Source organism: Asanoa siamensis (genome assembly GCF_016862555.1).
Classification (GTDB): domain Bacteria; phylum Actinomycetota; class Actinomycetes; order Mycobacteriales; family Micromonosporaceae; genus Asanoa; species Asanoa siamensis.
Window position 1 is genome coordinate 92733 of record NZ_BONE01000008.1, and the last position, 20881, is coordinate 113613.

Annotated in this window: 17 protein-coding genes; 5 read left to right on the forward strand and 12 right to left on the reverse strand. The window is 71.5% G+C overall.

Going from position 1 to position 20881, the window contains the following annotated elements:
- The 7 genes from treZ to Asi02nite_RS07520 form a co-directional block, all read right to left on the reverse strand.
- Nucleotides 1–1746, reverse strand: coding sequence for a malto-oligosyltrehalose trehalohydrolase (gene treZ, locus Asi02nite_RS07490; protein ID WP_203711428.1), 1746 nt, complete (start codon nt 1744–1746; stop codon nt 1–3).
- The gene (gene treY, locus Asi02nite_RS07495) at nt 1743–4064 is read right to left on the reverse strand and encodes a malto-oligosyltrehalose synthase (protein ID WP_203711429.1); all 2322 of its coding nucleotides are present in this window, start codon (nt 4062–4064) and stop codon (nt 1743–1745) included. The genes treZ and treY overlap by 4 nt, the downstream gene beginning before the upstream one ends.
- A gap of 10 nt (nt 4065–4074) precedes the next feature.
- Nucleotides 4075–6195, reverse strand: a complete 2121-nt coding sequence (gene glgX / locus Asi02nite_RS07500; protein WP_203711430.1) for a glycogen debranching protein GlgX — start codon at nt 6193–6195, stop codon at nt 4075–4077.
- Between the two features lie 147 nt (nt 6196–6342).
- Entirely contained in the window at nt 6343–7626 is a 1284-nt protein-coding gene (locus Asi02nite_RS07505; protein WP_203711431.1) for a citrate synthase, read from the reverse strand.
- A 127-nt stretch (nt 7627–7753) separates the two neighbouring features.
- Nucleotides 7754–9814 carry a sulfatase-like hydrolase/transferase gene (locus tag Asi02nite_RS07510; RefSeq protein WP_239126549.1) on the reverse strand — a complete coding sequence of 687 codons (2061 nt, stop codon included), beginning with the start codon at nt 9812–9814 and terminating at the stop codon, nt 7754–7756.
- Nucleotides 9807–11225 (reverse strand): class I SAM-dependent methyltransferase, encoded by a 1419-nt coding sequence (locus tag Asi02nite_RS07515; RefSeq protein WP_203711433.1) that lies wholly within the window; start codon nt 11223–11225, stop codon nt 9807–9809. Before Asi02nite_RS07515 ends, Asi02nite_RS07510 begins: the two co-directional genes overlap by 8 nt.
- A 7-nt stretch (nt 11226–11232) precedes the next feature.
- A complete protein-coding gene (locus Asi02nite_RS07520) occupies nt 11233–11430 on the reverse strand; it encodes a hypothetical protein (protein WP_203711434.1) in 198 nt (65 codons plus the stop codon).
- Nucleotides 11431–11717: 287 nt separating this feature from the next.
- Here Asi02nite_RS07520 and Asi02nite_RS07525 point away from each other — a divergent pair, with 287 nt between their 5' ends.
- Entirely contained in the window at nt 11718–12110 is a 393-nt protein-coding gene (locus Asi02nite_RS07525; RefSeq protein ID WP_203711435.1) for a VOC family protein, read from the forward strand.
- Nucleotides 12111–12113: 3 nt separating this feature from the next.
- Here the strand turns inward: Asi02nite_RS07525 and Asi02nite_RS07530 are convergent, their stop codons facing one another.
- From Asi02nite_RS07530 to Asi02nite_RS07550, 5 genes are all read right to left on the reverse strand, one after another.
- Nucleotides 12114–12803 carry a helix-turn-helix domain-containing protein gene (locus tag Asi02nite_RS07530; RefSeq protein ID WP_203711436.1) on the reverse strand — a complete coding sequence of 230 codons (690 nt, stop codon included), beginning with the start codon at nt 12801–12803 and terminating at the stop codon, nt 12114–12116.
- Between the two features lie 30 nt (nt 12804–12833).
- Nucleotides 12834–13022: a hypothetical protein gene (locus tag Asi02nite_RS07535; protein WP_203711437.1), complete on the reverse strand. Its 189-nt coding sequence runs from the start codon at nt 13020–13022 to the stop codon at nt 12834–12836.
- A gap of 62 nt (nt 13023–13084) precedes the next feature.
- On the reverse strand, nt 13085–14689 hold the full coding sequence (locus tag Asi02nite_RS07540; protein WP_203711438.1) for a sensor histidine kinase: 1605 nt from the start codon (nt 14687–14689) through the stop codon (nt 13085–13087).
- Complete coding sequence (locus Asi02nite_RS07545) at nt 14667–15416, reverse strand: response regulator transcription factor (RefSeq protein WP_203711497.1); 750 nt, start codon at nt 15414–15416, stop codon at nt 14667–14669. Before Asi02nite_RS07545 ends, Asi02nite_RS07540 begins: the two co-directional genes overlap by 23 nt.
- A 56-nt stretch (nt 15417–15472) precedes the next feature.
- Complete coding sequence (locus Asi02nite_RS07550) at nt 15473–16075, reverse strand: TetR/AcrR family transcriptional regulator (protein WP_203711439.1); 603 nt, start codon at nt 16073–16075, stop codon at nt 15473–15475.
- Nucleotides 16076–16111: 36 nt separating this feature from the next.
- Between Asi02nite_RS07550 and Asi02nite_RS07555 the strand changes: the two genes are divergently transcribed.
- The 4 genes from Asi02nite_RS07555 (at nt 16112) to Asi02nite_RS07570 (ending at nt 20871) form a co-directional block, all read left to right on the forward strand.
- Nucleotides 16112–17569: a flavin-containing monooxygenase gene (locus Asi02nite_RS07555; protein ID WP_239126550.1), complete on the forward strand. Its 1458-nt coding sequence runs from the start codon at nt 16112–16114 to the stop codon at nt 17567–17569.
- Nucleotides 17570–17850: 281 nt separating this feature from the next.
- Nucleotides 17851–18720, forward strand: a complete 870-nt coding sequence (locus Asi02nite_RS07560) for an SDR family oxidoreductase (RefSeq protein ID WP_203711441.1) — start codon at nt 17851–17853, stop codon at nt 18718–18720.
- Entirely contained in the window at nt 18717–19622 is a 906-nt protein-coding gene (locus Asi02nite_RS07565) for an alpha/beta fold hydrolase (protein ID WP_203711442.1), read from the forward strand. Before Asi02nite_RS07560 ends, Asi02nite_RS07565 begins: the two co-directional genes overlap by 4 nt.
- A gap of 64 nt (nt 19623–19686) precedes the next feature.
- On the forward strand, nt 19687–20871 hold the full coding sequence (locus tag Asi02nite_RS07570; RefSeq protein WP_239126551.1) for a low temperature requirement protein A: 1185 nt from the start codon (nt 19687–19689) through the stop codon (nt 20869–20871).
- Nucleotides 20872–20881: the final 10 nt, after the last annotated feature.

Sequence of the window (20881 nt, forward strand, 5' to 3'; positions counted from 1 at the left end):
CTATGCCAGGGCGACGACCACCGCGGACTCGGCCGGGAGTTGGATGCCGTCGCGCATCACCGTGGTGCCGGTTTCCGTTGCCAGGAGGACCGACCGGATGAAGCCCGGCAGCGTGATGCGTTGTGGCTTGGGCGCCAGGTTCGCGGCTACCGCCACCCCGCCGCGGTGCATGACCAGCCACTGGTCGCCGTGGGTCACCTCGATCTTGTCGAGGCGCGGGTCCGACAGGTCCGGGTGTGACTTGCGCAGCGCGATCAACCGGCGGTAGAAGGCCAGAATGTCGGCGTGGTCGGGCTTGTCCAGCTCTGCCCAGTCCAATCGCGACCGGAGATACGTCTCCGGGTCCTGTGGGTCCGGGACCTCCGCCTCCGCCCAGCCGTGGGACGCGAATTCGCGGCGGCGTCCGTCGGCCACCGCCGCCGCCAGCTCCGGCTCCGGGTGGCTCGTGAAGAACTGCCACGGCGTCGTCGCGCCCCACTCCTCGCCCATGAAGAGCATCGGGGTGAACGGGGCCGTGAACAGCAGCGTCGCGCCGACGCGCAGCAGGCCCGGCGACAGCGTCGCCGTCAGGCGGTCGCCGATCGCGCGGTTGCCGATCTGGTCGTGGTTCTGCAGGTAGGCCACGAAGCGGTAACCGGGGATGCGTCCCCGGTCGACCGGGCGGCCGTGCACCCGCCGGCGGAACGACGACCACGTGCCCGCGTGGAAGAAAGCGCCCGTCAGCACGTCCGACAGCGTCTGCGGCGAGCCGAAGTCGGCGTAGTAACCCTGCCGCTCCCCCGTCAGCAGTGTGTGCAGCGCGTGGTGCGCGTCGTCGTCCCACTGCGCCGTCAGCCCGTAGCCGCCGCCCTCGCGCGGTGTGATCAACCGCGGGTCGTTGAGGTCGGACTCCGCGATCAGCGACAGCGGGCGCCCGAGGTGCGCCGACAACCCGTCGACCGCGACAGCCAGATCTTCCAGCAAATGTACGGCCCCGCGGTCGACGAGCGCGTGCACGGCGTCGAGCCGCAGCCCGTCGACGTGGTAGTCGCGCAGCCACGCCAGCACGCTGTCGACGATGTAGGAGCGCACCTCGCCCGAGAGCGGCCCGTCCAGGTTGACCGAGGATCCCCAACTGTTGCCGGGACCCTCGGACAGGTAGGGGCCGAACATCGGCGCGTAGGCCCCCGAGGGCCCGAAATGGTTGTAGACGACGTCGAGGACCACCCCCAGCCCACGCTGGTGGCACGCGTCCACGAACCGCTTCAGACCGTCGGGGCCGCCGTACGACTCCTGCGGCGCGAACCAGCAGACCCCGTCGTACCCCCAGTTGTGCTCGCCGTTGAACGCGTTGACCGGCAGCAGCTCGACCAGGTCGACGCCCAGGGAGACGAGATGGTCGAGGCGGGAGATGGCCGCGTCGAAGGTGCCCTCCGGCGTGAACGTCCCGACGTGCAACTCGTAGAGCACGCTGCCGGGCAGCTGGCGACCCGTCCACGACGCGTCGGACCAGCGGTAGGCCGACTGGTCGTACACCCGGCTGAAGCCGTGCACCCCGGCCGGCTGCCAGGCCGAGCGCGGGTCGGGCAGCGCCTTGTCGTCGTCGCCGAGCAGGAACGCGTAGTCGGTGCCCGGCCCGGCGGACGGCACGTCGAGGGTCCACCAGCCGGCCCGCGCCGGGTCGCGCTCCAGAGCCTGGTCGGGACCGGAGGCGAGACGCAGGCGCACCCGCGACACGTCCGGAGCCCACACGGAGAAGACAGTCACGGCGCCACCACGGGTTCGGCGGGGGTGGGGGTCAGCAGGGCGACCGGATAGCGGTCGAGCAGCGACGACACCGGCACCCGTCGCCCACTGTAGACCCGTCCGGTGAACGAATCAGTAAAACGCCGCGAAGACGCAGAGTCATCGGGAACGGAAGAATTGCCCGGAAGCGTCAGATACGTCTCTCCCCAGCCGCCGCGCAACGTCAGGCCGACGGGCAGCCGGGTCGCGACCGCCACCGCGCCGCCGCGGTCGAACGCGACCACGTGATCGGCCGCCGGACCAAACGCCGGGAGCTGCCGGTAGCCCGTGAACAGCGCCGGCTGGTCGCGCCGCAGCCGCAGGGTCCGGGACACCACCAGCAGCTTCGCGGCGCCGCCCGCGTCGACCGGCGGCTGCCAGCCCTCGTCGAGCCGGGCCAGCAGCGCCGCCCGGGCCGCGAAGTCGACCGGCCGCCGGTTGTCGGGGTCGACCAGCGAGTTCTCCCACAGCTCGGTGCCCTGGTAGACGTCGGGCACCCCGGGCATCGTCAGCTGCACCAGCTTCTGCCCGAGCGCGTTGGACCAGCCCGCCGGCGTGATCTCGTCGACGAACCGGGTTACCGAGGCCAGCAGCGCGGCGTCGTCGAAGATCAGGTCGACGACCTTGTGCAACCGCTCCTCGAAGGTGGCCGCCGGCGCGGTCCAGCTCGTCGACACCCCGGCCTCGCGGGCCGCCTTCTCGACGTACCCGTGCAGCCGGTCGGGCGTCAGCGGCCAGGCGCCGACCACCGTCTGCCAGAGCAGGTGGGCGAACGCCGGGTCCGGCAGCGGCGCGGCGGCCATCCAGGACGACAGCAGGCGCGACCACCGGTCCGGCACCTCGGCCAGCACGGCCAGCCGGGCACGGACGTCCTCGCCGCGCTTCGTGTCGTGCGTCGACAGCGCGGTCATCCCCCGCGGCCAGGTCCGCTGCCGTTGCGCGGCGGCCGCGTGGAACTCGCCCAGCCCCACCCCGAACCGCTCGGGGGCACCGCCGACCTCGTTGAGCGCGACGAACCGCGTCCACCGGTAGTAGGCGGTGTCCTCCACACCCTTGGCCATCACGGCGCCGGTGAGCTGGGAGAACCGCTGGCCCAACTCGTCGGCGGGGTCGCGCAGCCGGGCGGTCAGCGCGTCCAGCGTCGGGATCAGATCGGGCCGCCGCCGCCCGGCCTCGGACCGCGCCCGGGCCAGGTGCCGCAGCCCGTCGGCCCCGTACGACCGGTAGACCGGGAAGTTGGCGGCCAGCTCGGCGAGCCCCGCCGCCGCCTCGGGCAGGGCCGGCGCCAGGGAAGCCAGCCGGTGCAGCTCGGCCGGGAACATCCCCAGCGCGACCTCGAGCTTGCAGGCGTGCGTCAGCTCGGGCCAGGACACCTCGACCCCGGTCAGGGACGCGTCGAGCGTGGTGAACGCCCGCTCCCCCGCCGGGTCGACGAAGACGCCGCCGGCCTCGCGCAGGGCGTCGTACCCCGTGGTGCCGTCCACCGGCCAGCCGGTCGGCAGCGCCTCCCCGTACTCGAGGATCTTCTCGACGACCAGCCACACGTCGGGCGCGGCCGCCCGCAGCCGCTCCAGATAGCCGACGGGGTCGCGCAGCCCGTCGGGATGGTCGACCCGGATCCCGTCGACGTCGCCGGCCGCGACCCAGCGCAGGATCTCGGCGTGCGTCGCGTCGAAGACCGCCGGGTCCTCGACCCGCAGCCCGGCCAGGTCGCTCACCGCGAAGAACCGCCGGTAGTTGAGCTCGCTGTCGCCACGCCGCCAGCCGACCAGCTCGTAGTGCTGCCGGGCGTGCACCTCCCGCGGCGTCCCGGCACCGGTGCCTGGGGCGATCGGGTAGCGGTGCGCGTAGTAGCGCAGCTCCCCGTCCTCGACGCGCAGGGCATCGAGATCGCCGTCGGCGCCGAGCACCGGGATCAGGATCCGGTCGCGGGACCAGTCGATGTCGAACCAGTCCGCGTACGCCGAGCCCCGCCCGTTGCGCAGCACGTCCCACCAGGCCGGGTTGGCCGCCGGCACGGCGACGCCGGCATGGTTCGGCACGATGTCGACGACGAAGCCCAGCCCGGCCACCCGCAGCGCCGCCACCAGCCGCTGCCGCCCCTCCTCACCGCCGATCTGCGGGTTGGCGGACCGGTGGTCGACCACGTCGTAGTTGTGCGCCGAGCCCGGCGCCGCGGTCAGCAGCGGCGCGCTGTAGAGATGGCTGGCGCCCAGGTCGGCCAGGTAGCCGACGACGGCCGCGGTGTCGTCGAAGGTGAAGTCGGGGCGGATCTGCACGCGGTAGGTGGCGGTGGGCATCCGCGTCTCCCTAGACAGTGCGGTCGAGAACCACGAGGGACCGATCGGGTACGAGGATCGAGGCGCCCGCCTCCACCACGACCTGCTGCCCCTCTGCCGGATATTCGGCCGTGCTGATCACGGCCTCCCATTTCTGGCCGTACTCGTGTGCCGGGACCGTGAACCGCAGCCCGTCGTCGTGTGCGTTGAAGCAGAGCAGGAACGAGTCGTCGACGTGGCGCTGCCCGTACTGGCCGCGCTCTCTGATGCCCTCCCCGTTGACGAAGAGCATCACCGCCCGCCCGAAGTGGTTGCCCCAGTCCTCCCGCGTCATCTCCCGCCCGTCGGGGGTGAACCAGGCGAGGTCCGGCAGCGGCGCCCCGGCGCTGCGGGTCTGGACGGGCAGGCCGCTGAAGAACCGGCGGCGGCGGAAGACCCGGTGCCGGGCGCGGAACGCGGTCAGCGTACGGACGAAGGCCAGCAGGTGCTCGTCGACGTGCTCCCAGTCGACCCAGCTGATCTCGTTGTCCTGGCAGTAGGCGTTGTTGTTGCCCCGCTGCGTGCGACCCATCTCGTCGCCGTGCCCGAGCATCGGCACGCCCTGCGACAGCAGCAGCGTGGCGAGGAAGTTGCGCCGTTGCCGGGCCCGCAACGCGAGCACGCCCGGGTCCTCGGTCGGGCCCTCGACCCCGCAGTTCCAGGACCGGTTGTGCCCCTCGCCGTCGCGGTTGTCCTCGCCGTTGGCCTGGTTGTGCTTGTCGTTGTAGGACACCAGGTCGTTGAGCGTGAACCCGTCGTGGCAGGTCACGAAGTTGATGCTGTGGAACGGCTTGCGGCCGTCGTCCTGGTAGAGGTCGGCCGAGCCGGAGATCCGGGACGCGAACTCGGCCAGCGTCGCGGGCTCGCCGCGCCAGAAGTCCCGTACGGTGTCGCGGTATTTGCCGTTCCACTCGGTCCACACCGGCGGGAAGTTGCCGACCTGATAGCCGCCCGGCCCGATGTCCCACGGCTCCGCGATCAGCTTCACCTGGCTGACCACCGGGTCCTGCTGCACCACCTCGAAGAACGTGGACAGCCGGTCGACCTCGTAGAACTCCCGGGCCAGCGTCGCCGCCAGGTCGAACCGGAACCCGTCGACGTGCATCTCCTGCACCCAGTAGCGCAGCGAATCCATGATCAGCTGCAGGGAGTGCGGGCTGCGCATGTTGAGGCTGTTGCCGGTGCCGGTGTAGTCGACGTAGTAGCGGCGGTCCTGCTCGGAGAGCCGGTAGTAGCTCGGGTTGTCGATGCCCTTGAAGCTCAGCGTCGGGCCCAGGTGGTTGCCCTCGGCCGTGTGGTTGTAGACGACGTCGAGGATCACCTCGATGTTGGCCGCGTGCAGGGTCTTCACCATGCCGCGGAACTCCTGCACCTGCTGGCCGAGCCGGCCCATCGCCGAGTAGCCGTGGTAGGGGGCGAAGAAGCCGATGGTGTTGTAGCCCCAGTAGTTGCGCAGCCCCAGGTCCGAGAGCCGGTTGTCGTGCACGAACTGGTGCACCGGCATGAGCTCGATCGCGGTCACGCCCATCTTCTTGAGATGGTCGACGATCGCCGGGTGGCCGATCCCCGCGTACGTGCCGCGCAGTTCCTCCGGGACCTCGGGGTGCCGGCGGGTCAGCCCGCGCACGTGCGCCTCGTAGACGACGGACTCGTGATAGGGGATGCGGGGCGGCCGGTCGTTGCCCCAGTCGAAGTAGGGGTTGACCACCACGCTCTTCGGCACGAACGGGCCCGAGTCGGTGGTCGACATCCGGCCCGGGTCGTCGAAGTCGTAGTCGTAGACCGCCGGATCCCAGCGGACGTCGTCGTCGATCGCCTTCGCGTACGGGTCGATCAGCAGCTTGTTGGGGTTGCAGCGCAGCCCGGCGCTCGGGTCGAAGCGCCCGTGCACCCGGTAGCCGTAGCGCTGGCCCGGCTCGACGCCGGGCAGGTAGGCGTGCCAGACGTAGGCGTCGACCTCCTGCATGGTGACCCGGCGTTCGTTGCCGAGCCCCCACTCGTCGAACAGGCACAGTTCGACGCCCTCCGCGACCTCCGAGAAGATCGCGAAGTTGGTGCCGGTGCCGTCGTAGCTCGCACCGAGGGGATAGCGCTGGCCAGGCCAGACCTGCATGGGACGCGTGCCTCCTGTGTAGGAGCGGCACCGGCCGGGTCGACCCGGCCGGCGCCGCTTACTTCCCCACCGACGGTAGCGTCAATCCAGGAGGTCGTCCGGTCACGACCTCGTCGCGCGTTTTGCCGGATCTTGTGCAGATTACCGTCAGCGCTGCGCGATGGTGACGTAGTCACGCTGCGCGGCGCCCGTGTAGAGCTGCCGCGGGCGGCCGATCTTGGTGGCCGGGTCGGCGATCATCTCGCGCCACTGCGCGATCCACCCGGGCAGCCGGCCCAGGGCGAACAGCACGGTGAACATCTTGGTCGGGAAACCCATGGCCTTGTAGATCAGACCGGTGTAGAAGTCGACGTTCGGGTAGAGCTTGCGCGACACGAAGAAGTCGTCGGCGAGCGCGATCTCCTCGAGCTGCATGGCGAGGTCGAGCAGCGGGTCGGCCTTCGACATGCGGGACAGCACGTCCTGGGCCGACTTCTTCACGATCGCCGCGCGCGGGTCGTAGTTCTTGTAGACCCGGTGCCCGAAGCCCATCAGCTTGACGCCGGCCTCGCGGTTCTTGACCTTGTTGACGAACGCCTTGACGTCGCCGCCGTCGGCCTGGATCTGGTGGAGCATCTCGAGCACGGCCTGGTTGGCGCCACCGTGCAGCGGGCCCATCAGCGCGTTGACGCCGGCCGCGACCGAGACGAACATGTTGGCGTTGGCCGAGCCGACCAGCCGTACGGTCGAGGTGGAGCAGTTCTGCTCGTGGTCGGCGTGCAGGATGAACAGCATGTCGAGGGCCTTGGCCATCACCGGGTCGACCTCGTATTTGGTCGCCGGCACGCCGAAGGTCATGCGCAGGAAGTCCTCGACGTAGCCGAGGGAGTTGTCCGGGTAGAGCAGGGGCTGGCCGATCGACTTCTTGTACGCGTACGACGCGATCGTCGGCACCTTGGCGAGCATCCGGATCGTCGAGATCTCGACCTGGTCGCGGTCGAACGGGTCGAGGCTGTCCTGGTAGAAGGTCGACAGCGCGCTGACGGCCGAGGAGAGCACCGGCATCGGGTGGGCGTCACGCGGGAAGCCGTCGAAGAAGCCCCGGAAGTCCTCGTGCAGCAGGGTGTGCCGACGGATCTTGTCGGTGAACTCGGCGAGCTGGTCGGACGTGGGGAGCTCGCCGTAGATCAGCAGGTAGGTGACCTCGAGGAAGGACGAGTGTTCGGCCAGCTGCTCGATCGGGTACCCGCGGTAGCGGAGGATGCCCTCGTCGCCGTCGATGTAGGTGATCTCCGACGAGGTGGCGGCGGTGTTGACGAACCCCGGGTCGTAGGTGACGTACCCGGTCTCCTTGAGCAGCGCGCCGACGTCGAGGCCCGCTGGGCCCTCCACGGCCGGGCGTACCGCCATCGAGAGCTGTCCGGCCGGGTGGTCTAGCTTGACATCGGTCATCAGGTCCTCGCTTTTGACGGGTGGGGGGATGTCGCGTCGTTGTTACGCCTCAGTACAACGGTAATCGTTCGGCATGATCGGCCGGAATCTCGCCTGGGTCCCCGACCGGGAGGGATATGCCACACCCTCAGCCGTTTCGGAACCGCCGAAGCTCGTCGCCGGCCACCTCGTAGACCGCCACGGTGTTGGCGCCGGCCACGAAGAGCCCCTCGTCGGTCACCAGGGCGGCGAACCGGCGCCCCTGCTTGTCGGCCCAGGTGGCCTGGGTGACAGCGCCGATCCGCCCGTTGACCGCGATGGCCAGCGGCGTGCCGTCACGGACCGTGGCGGGCAGCTCACCATAGACCAGGGCCGGCAGACGGCCGGTCCCGGGAGTGACGTCGGCGAACGCGGAGGCATTGTCGATTTTCACCCGCGCACCCGGTTTCTCGCTGACCCGAAGCGCCTCGACGTCCCTGCCGATCAGGTCCGGCCTGACCGGCGGGTCCAGGTGCGGGCCGGCCTGACCCGAGATGATCTTCTGGAACGTGGTGGAATCGTCGATTTCGACGGGTTTGCCGGGAAGATCGCTGTAGACGTGGGCGTGGCTGTTTCGCGGCGGCGCGGACGCCGGCCGGCCGTCCACCTGCCACGGCACCGACACCCCCGCGAGCTCGGCGACCGTCGGCAGCAGGTCGACGTGCTGCCAGTTGCGGTCGTCGACCGCGCCCTGCCGCTGTCCGGGCGTCTTGACGAACGTCGGCACCCAGAGCACCTCTTCGGGAGAGGCCTCCACCGGGCCCATCCCCCGGCCCTGGTGGTCCATGGTGAAGGAGACGCCGTGGTCGGCGGTCACGATCACGACGGCCCGGTCCCAGAGCCCGGTCTGCTTCATCCGGTCGATCATCTTGCCGACCAATTTGTCGGTGTAGCCGACCTGGGCCAGGTGCCGGTCCCGGGCGGTCTGCAGCCAGCCGGGCCCGTCGAGCGGGAAGTCCTCCGGCGCGTCGTAGCGGGTGCCGGAGGACAGGTAGTTCCACGGCGTGTGCGGCATCAGGAGGTGCAGGAAGTGCAGCGTGGGCCGCGGGGTCGGCGTCAGGCCGTCGAGGAAGGCGGTGAACCGCGACGGCTGGTTGTCGTCGAGGGTGTCCCAGCGGAACTTCGGGTCGCCGGGCGCCACGCCCGAGCGCGCCTCGGCCAGCGTCGCCTCGCGGTAGGACGCCTCCGGGTCGCTGGCGGGCTCGTCGCGGGGCGAGGCGATCTGCCGGAACAGGCCGGCCACCTCGCGCAGCAGCGCCGGCAGTCCACCCGGGCGCTCGATCGCGTCACCGCACTCGCTGGGCGGGCACAGTTCGGTGATCGTCTCCTGCACCTCGGTCTCGTAGGTGCCGCCGAGGAGCGTGAAGAGATTGTCCGGGTACGCGGCGTAGTGCGGCGCGACCTCCCGTGCCGGGTGGCGGCCGGTGAGCATCGCGGGCATCGCGTACGGGGTCCAGCCGCTGACCCCGGTCGCGTTGCGGTACCAGGTCGAGGTGCCCGCCAGGGCGCCGATGTTGGGGTACTTGGCCTGGTCGATCCGGCCGTTCCCGTCGAGCAGCGAGACGAGGGGGAACTCGTCGAGCATCAGCATGACGACGGGCGGGTGGCTGGCCTTGGTCGCCGTGACGTCGGCCCGGGCGTCGAGGGCCGCGCTGGGCAGGACGACGGCGGAGGTCGGTGAGGCGAACGCGAACAGGGCGACGAAGACGAGCGGGCCGACCGCGGCGATGCGCATGAGCTGGCCGGGGACGCGCCAACGCCAGTAGGCGTACGCGATGCCGGCGCCGACGGCTGCGGCCAGCGCGGCCAGCGGGAGGCCGCGCATGGGGAGCACCTGCTTGCCGACCTGGACCGCGATGGCGGTGATCAGCAGGCCGACGGTGGCCGCGTGGGTGATCCGCCGCGTGCGCGGGCCGATCAGCCGGGTCGCGGCGCCCAGGAGCCAGAGGACCAGCGGGGGTACGAGGGTGACCAGCGCGACGAGCAGCAGGATCTCGCGGCGGCCCGCGCCGTAGAAGAGGAAGAAGTCGGGGCTCTTGCCGGTGACGTCGAGCAGCGGCTGGGCGATCGCCAGGCCGCACAGGGCCAGGATCTCGAGGAGGGGTGCCACCTCGCTCCTGGCCCAGGTGCGGATCTTCCTGGCTTTCGGTGCCGTGCTCTCGTCAGTCACGCCGGACACCCGCGATCAGGGTACGGCTGCCGCCCGGCAGCGTCTCCTTCCGCGCGATGTCGAAGCGTTCGCCGAGCAGTTTCTCGAACGTGTCCACGTGGTAGTCCGGGAACAGGCCGTCGGGCTTGTTGGCCAGCAGGCGCTGCGCCATCGGGTCCTCGGCGTGCACGAACTCGACGACGACCGTCCGGCCCATGCCGGCCAGCCAGTCGACGACGCGTGGGAGCGGCACGTTGCGGCCGATGGCGAGGTGGTGGACGAGGGCGAGGGCCAGGGTGACGTCGGCGCGCGCGGCCCTCTGCGGGAAGCCGGCCCGTTCCGTGCCCGCCCAGCCGCCGCCCGGTGAGGGATCGGCCAGATCCATCACGATCGGCAGGATCCGCTGCTCACCCTCGGCGCGGAGCTGCCGGTAGAGGGTGTCGACGACCGCCGGGTCGGCCTCGACGGCGACCACGTGCTGCGCCCTGGTCGCGGCCTGGCGGCTGAACACGCCGTCGTTGGCGCCGAGGTCGAGGACCAGGTCGGTCTTGGCGGCCGCCGTCAGTGCGGCGTCGACGAAGGCCTGCTTGGCCGCCCGGTCCGCCTCGCTGTAGCTGCAGGTCTCGCGGTAGTCGCCCCAGTGCGTGGCCGGTGGTGCCCAGTCGAGCTGGTCGACGAGCTTCGCCATGGCTTTCACGGCGGCCAGCACGAGCTCGCTGTTGAAGCCGGCGTCCTTGAGCTGCTCGCGGACGGCGCCGGTGCTGCGGTCGGCGTTGCGGGACTGGATGCTGTCGTGCAGGTGCACGTGCTTGAGCACGCCCCTGGCCAGCCGCTTGGTGCCGCCGAACATTCGGCGCATCTGGGCCGGCTCGACGCCGTCGATCTGGGCCCGCAGCAGCGGCCGCGGGTCGAGGTCGAGGTGCGCCTGGAGCATCAGCGGGTAGAGCAGCGTCTGGCAGAACTGGCGGTAGCCGGCCCAGGGCTCACCCGCTCTTGCCGGCTCGAACGAGCCGACGTCGACGAACTCCGGCGCGGCGCCCCGCCACTGCACGTTGTAGGCGGAGCCGTCCTTCATCGTGAAGCCCGCCGCCAGGGCGTCCTGGAGCAGGCGGAGGTGGAGCCGGGCCGCGTCCTGGCGCATCGCGTGCGACCACTCGTAGGGATAGGTCACGAACGGCAGCGGCTCGTGGCGCAGGGTGGCACTCCAGGTGCCGGGCGCGCCGGGCAGCTCCCGGTCGACCTCCTCGGTCCTCGTCACGGTGCGCTCGGCCTGGGTGCGGGCGAAGAAGTCGCTGGCGCGCAGCGCCTTCCAGTCCTGTGCAGCCTGCGCCCCCAGACCGCGCAGCACCTCGCCGTCGGCGTGGAAGACACGGGTCTGGGGGTCGCGGAAAGAGCCCGGCTCGGCCTGCGGCCGGGTGTGTTCTGGTGTCACCGGGCGCTCAGTCCCGGTCGGCCGTGGCCTTGGGCTGTTCGGCGACGGGTGCCGCCGGTTCTGCTGGCGTCTTCCTGCGGAAGACGCTGGTCAGCCGCCGCCAGTAGAGCTTCGCCGCCACGACTACGCCAGCGGTGCCGGCCACCACCGCTTGCACGATCAGGCTGCCCGAGCCCGCGTCCAAGTAGGCCAGATGAGGCTCCATCCCGCCTGTTCTCCTCCCTCTGTGACACCACGCGCCCACGCGACCGCCCCCGCGGTCGGCTCGAGCGTCGCGGTGTTGTCGGCCCCGTCCTCCCCGGCACCGCGTCATCGCGCAGACAACACCCGTATCCCACCGCGACAGGTGTTTGTCATGTGCCGTCCCCCGACCCTACGCTTGAGATCGCCTCGGCGCAGCGTCCGCAGCGCACCGTCCGACGTGTTTTGTCCGACATGCGAGGGTCTGATTCGTTCAAGACTCTGCTTCCGTACGCGGCCTACGGTGCTCCCATGACTGTTCACATCGATGTGTTCGGCGTGGTCGTGGCCGATATGGGCCGCTCGCTGGCGTTCTACCGCGCCCTCGGTCTGCCGGTGCCGGCATCGGCCGACACGTCTCCGCATGTGGAGGTGGCGCTGCCGGGCGGCCTGCGGCTGGCCTTCGACACGATCGACACGATCCGCTCGTTCGACCCGACGTGGCAGGCGCCGGTCGGATCGGCCCGCACGTCGCTGGCCTTCCGCTGCGACTCGCCGCCCGAGGTGGACGAGGTCTACACCCGCATGACCACCGACGGCTGGGGGGCTGGTGTCAAGCCCTTCGACGCGTTCTGGGGCCAGCGCTACGCAACACTGCACGACCCGGACGACAACGCGGTGGACCTGTTCGCAGCCCTCAGCTAGCGGTCAGTTGAGGTTCAGGTCGCTCAGGGGGACGCCGGCCAGGGCGCGGACGTCGCGGGACAGGTGCGGCTGGTCCGCGTAGCCCGCCTCGGCCGCCGCCCGTGCCTTCGGCGCGCCCGAACGCAGCAGGGCCAAAGCCCTGCGCAGTCGCAGGATGCGGGCCAGCGTCTTCGGGCCGTAGCCGAACAGGTCTCGGCTCGCACGGTGCAGATGGCGCTCGGTGAACCCCAGGTCCGCCGCGGTGGCGGCGACCGTGGCGCCGGCGGCGAGGCTGCGGGTGATCACCGCAGCCCGGGGATCGGGGCCGCCGACGGCGCGTAGTCGGGTGTCGGCGACGCGGTCCAGCAGATCACCGCCGCCGCCCCGGGCCATGCCCTCGGCGATCTCCGCCACCGTGGACGCCGACCAGAGCGCGGAGAGCGGCACCCGCTGGTCGGTGAGCGCGCCGGCCGGGACGCCGAAGACCGCCGGGCCCGTGCCCGGCGGGAACCGTAGGCCGACGATCCGGTCGCCGGCCCGCAGGTCGGCCAGCTCGGCCGTCGTGTCGGGCCCGGCGACGGTCAGGCCCGTGCGGCTCGACCAGATCAGGTCGGTGCAGCCGTCGGGCAGGATGCGGGCCTGGCGCGCGGTGGTCACCGTGCGCTGCCAGACGATCCCGCGGGTGCGGGGCGCGCGCGACTCGTACGGGCTCATGCTGTCGAGGTTCCCACCCGCGTACGACAGTTATCGGTCGTCCTGCCGCCCTGCGTCGGCGTCGTTGCTGCCGAAACCCAGCGCGATGCCGATCGCCAGGCCGATGCCGATGCCGGACGCGATGCCGGTGGCCAGGTTGTCGAAGACGAACACGCCGAGCAGGATGCCGACCACCACACCCAGCGCGACCCCCGTTGCCAATGTGCGAGCGCGGATCACGGGGCTCCACCTCCGTCGATGTCTCCCCTCCGCGTACCCGGCATGGTTGATGGGCAAACCGGTTATTTGTCCGTTTCGCCGCCCGACGTGAACAGCGGCAGCCGTACCGTGAACGCCGTCCGCCCCGGCTCGCTCTCGAGCGTGACCGAGCCGTGGTGCGCGCCCACGACGGCGGCCACGATGGCCAGGCCGAGCCCGGTGCTGCCGGCGGCCCGCGACCGCGACGAGTCACCGCGGGCGAACCGGTCGAAGACCTCCGGCTGCAGGGCCGCCGGAATGCCGGGCCCGTTGTCGATCACCGTGAGCACCGCGACACCCCCATCGGTGGCGAGCCCCGTGACCACCGTGGTCCCGGGCGGGGTGTGGGTGCGCGCGTTGGCGAGCAGGTTGGCCAGCACCTGGTGCAGCCGCTGACCGTCGCCGCCGACGACGATCGCCTCGGTCGGCAGGTCGAGCCGCCAGTGGTGGTCGGGCCCGGCCACGTGCGCGTCGCCGACCGCGTCGACCATCAGCGCGGTCAGGTCCACGGCCCCATCGGCCAGCGGCCGGCCGGCATCGAGGCGGGCGAGCAGCAGCAGGTCCTCGACCAGCGAGGTCATCCGGGCGCTCTCCGACTCGACACGGCGGATCGCGTGCGCGACGTCGTCGGGCACCGGGCCCGGGTTGCGGCGGCTCAGCTCGGCGTAGCCGCGGATGGCGGCGAGCGGCGTTCGCAGCTCGTGGCTGGCATCGGCGACGAACTGGCGTACCCGCGTCTCACTGGCCTGCCGCGCGGCGAGCGCGTCGCTGACGTGGGTGAGCATCCGGTTCAGCGCGGCGCCGACCCGGCCGACCTCGGTGTCGGGATCTTCCTCGGGTACGCGCATCGGCAGCGCGACCTCGCCCCGGTCGAGCTCGAGCGCGGTGACGGCGGTGGCGGTGGCGGCGACCCGCTCGAGCGGCCGCAGCTCCCGGCGGACGATGAGGGCCCCGGCCCCGCCGGCCAGCAGCAGCGCGGCGACCGCGAGGGCGGACTCGACGATCAGCAGGTCACGGACCGTGTCCTCGACCGGCTCCAGCGGGAGCCCGATCACGATGACGCTGCCGGCGTCCTCCTTGGCGGCCAGCCGGTACGCGCCGAGGGTGGGCAGATCCCGGGTGTACGCGTTGCCGTCGGCGGGGACGCTCGACAGCGCCGCGTGGGCGGCCGCCGGAACTTCGAGGATCTCCCTGTTGGACTCCGGGTCGCGGCGGCCGGAAAGCGTCACGGTGCCGCCGTCGACGCGGGCGGCGAGGGTGTCGGGTGGCTGTCCGTTGATGGCCGGGCCGACGTCGACCCAGGCGAACGGCGGTGGCGGCCGGTCGGGCGGGCCCCCGGGTGGCGGTCTTCGTCCGTCGTCGCCCGGGTCGCCCTCGGGCGGGCGGCGGTCGGGTGGCTCGAGAGGACGTTCGCCGGCGGGTGGGAGGCCGGCGCGGGCCTGACTCGCGGCGAGCTGGCGGTCGACCTGGCCGATCAGCGAGCCGCGCAGCGCGACCGTGGTGATCGCGCCGGTGGTGACGAGGACGATCGCGAGCAGGGCGATGACCGTGACCAGCAGGCGGGCGCGGAGCGTGCGTCGCCTCCTACGAGGCGCCGGAGGCGCTGGGGAGAGCGCCTCCGGCGGCTCAGTCGGCGGGCTTGAGGACATACCCGGCGCCACGCAGCGTGTGGATCATCGGTGCGTGCCCGGCGTCGATCTTCTTCCGGAGGTACGAGATGTAGAGCTCAACGACATTTGCCTGCCCGCCGAAGTCGTAGTTCCACACCCGGTCGAGGATCTGTGCCTTGCTGAGCACCCGCCGCGGGTTGCGCATCAGGAACCTGAGCAGCTCGAACTCCGTCGCGGTCAGTGCGATCAATGTACCGGCCCGGGTGACCTCGTGCGAGTCCTCGTCGAGGGTGAGGTCGCCGACGGTGATGACGGCCTCCTCGCGGGCGCTGACCCCGACGCCGGCGCGGCGCATCAGGGCGCGCAGCCGGGCCACGACCTCTTCGAGGCTGAACGGCTTGGTCACGTAGTCGTCGCCGCCCGCGGTCAGCCCGACGACCCGGTCCTCGACGGCGTCGCGCGCGGTCAGGAACAGCACGGGGACGTGGGGCGCGTGCACCCGCAGGCGGCGCATCACCTCGAGCCCGTCGAAGTCGGGCAGCATCACGTCGAGCACGACCACGTCGGGGTCGAAGGCCTTGGCCTCCTGTACGGCGTCGCCGCCGGTGCCGGCCGCACGGACCTCCCAGCCCTCGTACCGCAGCGCGAGTTGGAGCAGGTCGGTCAGCGTCGGTTCGTCGTCGACGACGAGCACCCTGATCGGCCCTCCGTCGATACGCCGGAAGTCCGCGAGCCGCCCATCGCCGATCGTGACCATGCGTCTCATCGTCATGGCGCTTCCTGTGCGCGGTTTAGGCCTTTCCTGTGTAGCACCTGTGTGTTCTATGTGGTCTTCTCGGGTACGACCGCGGTGAAGAGGGCGACCACCGGCTCCCGCAGGCCGGCGAAGCTGCCACCGGGCTCGCCGCTCGGGCCGACGACGTCGAGCATGAGCTCGGTGATGCCGCCGACCAGGGCGAGGGCCATCGTCGCCGTGAGTGGTCCGACGTGCGGGTTGGCGGCGCGGGCATCGTCGACGATGTCGACCAGGGTCTGCGCGAACTCGCGCTGCATGCTCTGGCGCATCCGGTACGCCCGTACGCCTGCCGCCTGCATCTCGACGACGACCGCGCGGTTGACCGGCAGCATCGAGTCGAGCGTGGCGAGGTAGGCGTCGGTCACGGCGCGCACCTGGTCGGGCCAGCTCTCCCGCGGTTTCGCGGCGCCGCGCAGCACCGTCATGATCTGGGTGCAGGCGTCGCCGTACAGTGCCAGCAGGCACTCCTCCTTGTCGGCGAAGTGCTCGTAGAAGGTGCGTTTGGAGACGCGCGCGTTCGTCACGATGTCCGCGATCGTGGTCGCGGCGTAGCCTTTCTCGGCAACGGCCTTGGCGAGGGCGAGCTCGAGGCTCGCGCGCACGTCGGCCCGGTTGCGCGGGGCGGTCATGGGTGTCGCCTCCGGATGGCTGCTGTGGGAGGTTTCGTGGACGCCGGCCCCCGGCACTGCCGGATCGCCGTCATCGGTGCGGGCTTCGGCGGCATCGCGGCGGGCCTGCGGCTCCGTGGTGCGGGACGGGACGACTTCCTGATCTTCGACCGGGGTACGGAGGTCGGCGGCACCTGGCGCGACAACACGTACCCGGGTTGCGCCTGCGACGTCCCGTCCCACATGTATTCATTGTCGTTCATGCCGAACCCGGCGTGGTCCCGCAGCTTCTCGGGGCAGCCGGAGATCTGGTCGTACCTGCGGCGGTGCGCGGCGTCGCTGCGCCCGCACCTGCGCCTGTCGCACGAGATCCTGGGCGCGTCGTGGCGGTCGGGCCGGTGGGTGCTCTCGACGTCGCGGGGTGAGTACACGGCCGATTTCCTGGTCGCGGCCGGTGGGCCGTTGTCTTCACCCGTGGTGCCCCCTCTGCCTGGACTGTCGTCGTTCGCCGGGTCGGCGTTCCACTCGGCGCGCTGGCGGCACGACCTGGACCTGACGGGCCGGCAGGTGGCGGTGGTGGGCACCGGCGCGTCGGCGGTGCAGTTCGTCCCGCGGATCGCGCCGCTGGTCGCGGGTTTGCGGGTCTTCCAGCGGACGGCGCCGTGGGTGCTGCCGCGCGGCGACCGTGACTTCACGGCGCGGGAGAAGCGGTGGTTCGGCCGGGTCCCGGCTCTGCGGCGGCTGGCCCGGGCGGGCGTCTACTGGGGACGCGAGATGGCGGCGCTGGGTTTCCTGCACCCACCGGTGATGCGGCTGGCGGAACGCACGGCCCGGCGCCACCTGGCGGCGTCGATCGCGGACCCGTCGCTGCGGCGGGCGCTGACCCCCGCGTACCGGATGGGTTGCAAACGGGTCCTGCTCTCCGACGATTTCTATCCGGCGCTGACGCGGCCGCACGTCACCGTGGTCACCTCGCCACTCACGGAGGTGACGCCGACGTCGTTGCGCACGGCGGACGGTTCGTCCCACCCCGTCGACACGATCATCTTCGGTACTGGGTTCGAGGCGACCGAGCCGCCGCTGGCCGCGCTGATCCGGGGCCGCGACGGTCAGACGCTGGCGTCGGCGTGGGGTGGCAGCATGCACGCGTACCTGGGGTCGGGGGTGTTTGGTTTCCCGAACCTGTTCCTGCTGCTGGGGCCGAACACGGGTCTGGGGCACACGTCGGTGGTATTCATGATCGAATGTCAGGTGGACCATCTGCTGCGGCTGCTCACCCACATCGACACGGCGGGCGGTGGGGCGTGGGAGCCGACGCGGGAGGCCCAGGATCGGTTCGTCGCGTCGATCGACCGCCGGATGACGGGGACGGTCTGGCAGTCGGGCGGGTGCCGGAGCTGGTACCAGGACCGCACCGGCCGCGTGTCCACCCTCTGGCCGGGACATACGTGGTCGTACTGGTTGCGCACGCGGCGCTTCGCCGCGAAGGCGTACCACCGCGTGGCGGCCTCCTGATGTCCGGAACCGCCCGATCAGGGGGCGCATGCGGTCGGGCCCGCAGAAGGTGCGCGGCGCTCCGGCAGGGCCGGGCCCAACCCCGACCCAAGCCGTCCGCCCCGGCTGGACGCCGCGCCCGAGTCCCGGCCGACATGCGCCCGCCCGTCCGAACGCCACGCCCGAGTCCCCGTCGACGGGCGCCAGCACGGCCGGACGCCGCGCCCGGGTCCAGGCCGACATGCGCCGGCCCGGCCCGGTCGTCGCGGCGCTCCCAACCGTCTTGTTCCGGAGGTGACCCGATGAAAGACAGCGTCCTGTTCATCACCGGTGCCGCGCGCGGGATCGGCGCGCACACGGCGCGGCTGGCCGTCGCCCGCGGCGCCCGGGTAGCCCTCGTCGGCCTCGAGCCCGCGCGCCTCGCCGACCTGGCGGCGGACCTCGGCGACGCGGCCCGGTGGTTCGAGGCCGACGTGACCGACCAGGCGGCACTCGACCTCGCGGTTCGCGGCACGGTCGACGCCTTCGGCGGCATCGACACGGTCGTCGCCAACGCGGGCATCGCCAACCGCGGCACGATCGCGGTCGGTGACCTGGAGGCGCTGGTCCGCACGATCGAGGTCAACCTGCTCGGCACCGTCCGCACGGTCGGCGCCACGGTCGCGGCGGTGTCCGCCCGCCGCGGGTACTACCTCCTCGTCTCGTCCGCCGCCGCCTTCGCGGCGTTGCCCGGCATGTCCGCCTACTGCGCGGCGAAGTCCGGCGTGGAGCACTTCGGCAACGCGATCCGCCTCGAACTCGCCCACCGCGGCGTCGGCGTCGGTACGGCCCACATGAGCTGGGTCGACACCGACATGGTCCGGGACGTGAAGGACGACCTGCCCACGTTCAAGGCCGCCCTCGACCGCCTGCCGGGCCCGTTCGGCCGCAGCGTTCCGGTCGAACGCTGCGCGGCCGCGTTCGTCGACGCGATCGCCCGCCGCCGGCGCCGCGTCTACGTACCCCGCGCCGTCGCCCTCGCCTCCGCGTTCCGCACGGTCGCGAACGGCCCACTCGGCGGTTGGATCAGCCGCCGCGCCGCCGCCACGTCCGTACCGGAGCTCGAAGCCCAACTCGACGCCCTCGGCCGCGGCTACGGCCGCAACACGGCACCGCAGTCGCAGTCACGATGAACGCGACCGACCTGGTCCACGAACGCCGGGGCGCGGGCCCACCGCTCGTCCTGCTGCACGGCATCGGCCACCACTGGCGTGCCTGGGAGCCCGTACTCGACCGCCTGGCCGAACACCACGACGTGATCGCGGTAGACCTGCCGGGCTTCGGCCGCTCCCCACGCCCGACCACTGACCTGAGCGGAATGGCGTCACTCGTCGAAGCCCTGACGTCCTTCTTCACCTCTCTCGGTCTCACCTCGCCTGCGCCGCCGGCCGCATCCGACGGCCCCACCACCCTGCAGCCGCCGACGGCCGGCACCGACCGCCACCCGCCGGCGGCTGCGTCCGAAGGTCTCGCGGACCCGCGCCCACACGTGGCCGGAAACAGCCTCGGCGGCGCGATCGCACTGGAGCTGGCCGCCGCGGGCCACGTCGCATCCGCGACGGCGCTGTCACCCGCCGGCTTCGCCACCGCCCGCCAGCTCCGCTACGCGGTCGCCATGCTCACCGCCCACCGCCTCGCGTCCCGCCTGCCCACTCCCCTCGTGCGTACGGTCCTGCGCTCACCCCGCCTCCGCTCCGCCGCCTTCGGCATGCTGCTGTCCCACCCGCGCCGGCTCACCCTCGACCGCGCCGTCGCCGACTCGCTGGCGCTGCGGAACGGCGCCGCGTTCCGGGCAGTCGCCCGCGCGAGCCGCGGCTACGCCTTCACCGGCGCGCCCGCCGTACCGGTCACCGTCGCCTGGGGCACCCGCGACCTGATCCTGCGGTACAGCCAGGCCGCCGTCGCCCGCCGCGGCCTGCCGAACGCGCGCCACGTCGACCTCCCGGGCTGCGGCCACGTGCCGATGAGCGACGACCCCGACCTGGTAGCCGACCTCATCCTGGCGACGACGGGCGCCAAATCGGCGCCGGCTTGAGCCACCCCGCCCGACCCGGCTGTCACGGTCCGCCCCGGGCCATGGCCTGTGGCAAAGTGCCTGCGTGACGACTGAGCGACGCCGCAACTGGTACCGGCCCATGCGGTCCCGGTCTTCGACCGAACCGCATCGCGCGTCGACGCCCCTGGAGCTGTTCTTCGACCTGAGTTTCGTCGTCGCGGTCGCTCAGGCGGCCGTGCTCCTCGAACACGACGTGGCCGAGCATCATTTCGCTCATGGGATCCGCTCCTACTTCATGATCTTCTTTGCGATCTGGTGGGCGTGGATGAACTTCACGTGGTTCGCGTCGGCCTATGACACCGACGACGACGTCTACCGCTTGTCGGTGCTGATCACGATCGTGGGCGCGCTGATCATCGCGGCCGGCGTGCCGCGGGCGTTCGACGACGGCGACTTCCTGATCGCCACGATCGGTTACTCGATCATGCGACTGGCCAACGTCGGCCAGTGGATCCGGGCTGCGATTTCGGACCCGCCCCACCGGAAGTCGGCGACCCGCTATGCGATCGGGACCGCCGTCGTGCAGGTCGGTTGGTGGCTGTTTCTCCTCACGGGCGGCACGGCCGTCTACTGGACGTTCCTCGGACTCGTCATCGCCGAGCTCCTGGTGCCGGTCTGGGCGGAGCGGCCGGCGGGGACCACCTGGCACCCGCGACACATCACCGAACGCTTCGGCCTGTTCACCTTGATCGTGCTTGGCGAAGCGGTGCTGGCCGCGTCGATCGCCTTCGAAGGCGGCCTCGATCTGGGCGCCAACGCGAAGCTCATCTGGCTCGCGGCGGCGGGCATCGTCATCGTGTTCGCGATGTGGTGGCTCTACTTCGACCGCGAGACGACGACGCCGCCGGGCTTGGCCGTTTTCCTCTGGTCGTACGGCCACTATCTGATCTTCTCCGCCGCCGCCGCGGTCGGGGCCGGCCTCGCCCTCTACGTCGCCTACCTGGCCCACGACACGGAGATCTCGCGTACGGCCGCCGGCTACGCGATCGCCATTCCGGTGTCGGTCTATCTCCTCGCGGTCTGGGGTCTGCACTACGTGCCGCATGAGCGTGGCCTCCTCCTCTTGGCACCGCCGCTGGGCGTGGTGTTGATCCTGTTGACGCCGTTGTGGCCCGCGACCCCGCAGCTGATCGCGGTGGTGCTGGCGCTCGTGGTGGCGGTTACCGTACTGCGGACGCGGCGCGCGTTTGAGTTATCCACAGGCGACAGTTATCCACAGGCCGACTGAGACGATCGCC